The following is a 2,217-nucleotide window of genomic DNA, read 5'->3' on the forward strand; positions in this document are numbered from 1 at the left end:
GTCGCTTCTTCGGTCTGGCCACAGCGGTGGCTCACGTAAGAATCGAAGAGGGCCGCGCGAGTGGGCGCCCGCTCCAAGCCGGACACGAGGGATGCTGCAAGGCTCAGCTCGTACGGCGTTACAAAAGGTGCGCAAAGTTCCTGGAAGTCCGCTGGGACCGGACCGGTCCGGTAGGCTTGGAAGACGCGCAGGCGCTCCTCATCGGTCAACCCTGCGAACTCGAAAACCTCTCCCTTAAGGGGCCCCGCTAGCTCAAGGGGCTCCTGCGAAGTGATGAGCACCGGCAGGTGCCAGCGGAGGTGAAACGCATGGAGGTCTCTGACAAACTGGTCGCGCGATTTCGGAGACTCCTCACTGATCTCCACCGACTCAGGAGGGACGAGTAAGGTGTTTTGGGCTTGAAAGCTAGGGCTTGCGTCCCCGTGAATGAGGTTGCTCGGCCTCAGCACGAAGGACGCAAGCATGGGCACGGATGCACCCACGACTGTCTTTATACCGGTTCACTGCGCTCCCAAGAAGGCCCCTTGTCCCCAGTGTGGGAAGATGGGGAAACGAAAACGGACTTGTACTCGCGAAGTACGCACGGTCGCCTACAAGGCGGTGGCTTACTTGAAGATCACCTACGGTGAGTACACAGCCCAGTGCGAATGCTGCACGACGTTCCGAAACACCCCCGAGGGCGTGCTCCCCAAGGCCCACTACGACAACAAGGTCCGCGATCTGGTGCTGGATCGCATCATCAAGGATGGGATGAGCATCGAGCGGATGTTGGAGTCGTTGCGGCGCGAGTTCTTTCTGGAACTGTCCTCGGGGTTCGTCTACAACGTGCTCCGCGATCGGGTTGGAGAACTCGACATGTCGGAGCATCGCCGCAAGGTTCTGGAACATTTCAGCGGCACGCTCTGCGTGGACGAACTGCACTTGGGCCGCTTCACGTTGCTTCTGGCGACTGATCCGCTGAGTAACCTGCCGGTGGCTTTCGCATTGGTCGAGTCCAACGATCAGGATCACATGCGGCCGTTCCTCAAGAACCTTAAGAACTGGGGTCTTGAGCCCCAGATTGTGGTCACCGACGGCTCGAACCTGTACCCCGCCGTGTTGACCGAGTTGTGGCCCGACGCGAACCATCAGTTGTGCGTTTTCCACGTGATCAAGGACATCAACAAGCTCATCCTGGACGCCGTGCGGCGGATGAGGACAGCGATGAGCAGGCGGGGCAAGCGCGGACGCAAGAAGAAGCGGGGCCGCAAGAGCCGCAAAGCCAAGAAGGCAGCAGCCCGTCGCGGTCCTACGGTCAAGGAGAAGGCGGACTTCGTGTTCAAACATCGATACTTGATCGTGAAGCGTCGCGAAAACTTCACCGAGTCGGATCATGACAACCTGAAAAGGGTACTGGAATACTTGCCCGAGCTGGCAACGTTGCGACGATTCGCCGAGCGGATCTATTGGGTGTTCGACACGCCCAAGGGTTTCCATCAATCAAGCTGTCGTCGAGCTGCGGTTCTCGGCGACCCGGCGTTTCAGGCCGTGCCGGAGTTGGTCAAGGCGATGGAGCAACTCGATGAGGAGAGGTTCCCCAAGCTCATGGCCTACCTGAACAACCCGATCAGCCAGCGGGTCCGGACCAACAATCACGTGGAGCGTACCAATCGGATGTTTCGCTTTCTGGAGAAGGTGAGGTACAAATGGCGGCGACGAAAGACGCTCGTCCGCTTCGTGGTCCTAAAACTCCACGATGCCTGGAGCGACTGGGAACCACCAAGTGCAAAAGACAACGGCCGCGCGAAATCGATTAAATCCGGCAAAACGCAACCCCAAGCCAGACAGAAGTCAAGGCAAGCTGCCTGAGGATCTGGTGGAGATGCGTGGGGAGTCTCGGAACGTCGCTCCGTTTGATTGAGTGATCGAAGGTCGCCGTGGTTTGCGTGCCACCATTTGTCAGTACCGGATCGGTGTAGGGGCGAGCGTCGGTGTTGTAGCCGTATTCGACGCCCTTCTCGCGGATGCGGACGAAGGAGTCGATGACGCCGCTGCCGGTTGGTTGGAAGTTGGCTTGCTGGAAGATGGCGCCGTTGATAACGCCTGAGGCTCCAGCGGTGGTGAGGTCAAGTGGGCCACTGCTGAGTAGACGTCGATCTTCCAGCAATGCGACGGTTGGCTGTAGCCGTCGTCTTTTCTCGGTCCGTACCGATTGCATTAGCATGATATTCCTCATTC

Annotated in this window: 3 protein-coding genes; 1 reads left to right on the forward strand and 2 read right to left on the reverse strand. The window is 58.8% G+C overall.

Annotated elements, in window-relative coordinates; all coding sequences use genetic code 11:
• On the reverse strand, nucleotides 1-365 hold a 365-nt coding region (locus tag AC11W3_RS03450), incomplete at its 3' end, for a hypothetical protein (protein ID WP_484092485.1).
• A gap of 244 nt (nucleotides 366-609) precedes the next feature.
• Between AC11W3_RS03450 and AC11W3_RS03455 the strand changes: the two genes are divergently transcribed.
• On the forward strand, nucleotides 610-1,848 hold the full coding sequence (locus AC11W3_RS03455; protein ID WP_484092486.1) for an ISL3 family transposase: 1,239 nt from the start codon (nucleotides 610-612) through the stop codon (nucleotides 1,846-1,848).
• Here AC11W3_RS03455 and AC11W3_RS03460 read toward each other — a convergent pair.
• A partial coding sequence (locus AC11W3_RS03460) for a hypothetical protein (protein WP_484092487.1) occupies nucleotides 1,793-2,217 on the reverse strand: 425 nt, incomplete at its 5' end. The genes AC11W3_RS03455 and AC11W3_RS03460 overlap by 56 nt on opposite strands.

The sequence above is a fragment of the Geomonas sp. genome, from assembly GCF_056994735.1.